General features: G+C 64.8%; 1 protein-coding gene. It reads left to right on the top strand.

The window, feature by feature from the left end:
* A partial coding sequence (locus EN750_RS38125; protein ID WP_245482951.1) for an ABC transporter ATP-binding protein occupies positions 1–571 on the top strand: 571 nt, incomplete at both ends.

Genomic DNA, 571 nt, shown 5'->3' with positions numbered 1-571 from the left:
TTGTCGGGGAGTCCGGCTCGGGCAAGTCCGTCGGCATGCTCGCCGCGCTCGGCCTGACGTCGAAGAACGCGGTCGTTACCGGTTCGGTCCGCTTCAACGGCGACGAACTGGTCGGCAAATCGTCACGCGAAATGCGCAAGATCAGGGGCGCGCGCATAGCCATGATTTTTCAGGACCCGCTGTCCTCGCTAAACCCGGTGATGACCGTCGGCGCCCAGATCGCCGAGGCGGTCAGGCTGCATCAGCGCGTCACCCGCAAGCAGGCCATGGCGCGCGCGGTGGAATTGCTCAATCTGGTGGCGATCCCGCAGCCGGAGCGCCGGGTGAACCAGTATCCGCATGAATTCTCCGGCGGCATGCGCCAGCGCGCGGTCATCGCCATGGCCGTCGCCAACAATCCCGATTTGCTAATCGCCGACGAACCGACCACGGCGCTCGATGTGACGGTGCAGGCGCAGATATTGGCAGTGCTGCGTTCGTTGCAGGAGCGGCTCGGCCTTGGCCTGGTGCTGATTACCCATGATCTCGGCGTCGTCGCCGGTCATGCCGACCGCGTCGCGGTCGTATATTC

Source organism: Mesorhizobium sp. M7A.F.Ca.ET.027.03.2.1, assembly GCF_003999175.1.
Taxonomy (GTDB): domain Bacteria; phylum Pseudomonadota; class Alphaproteobacteria; order Rhizobiales; family Rhizobiaceae; genus Mesorhizobium.
The sequence above is the reverse complement of the archived record's forward strand: the minus strand, read 5'-3'. Positions and strand labels throughout refer to the sequence as shown.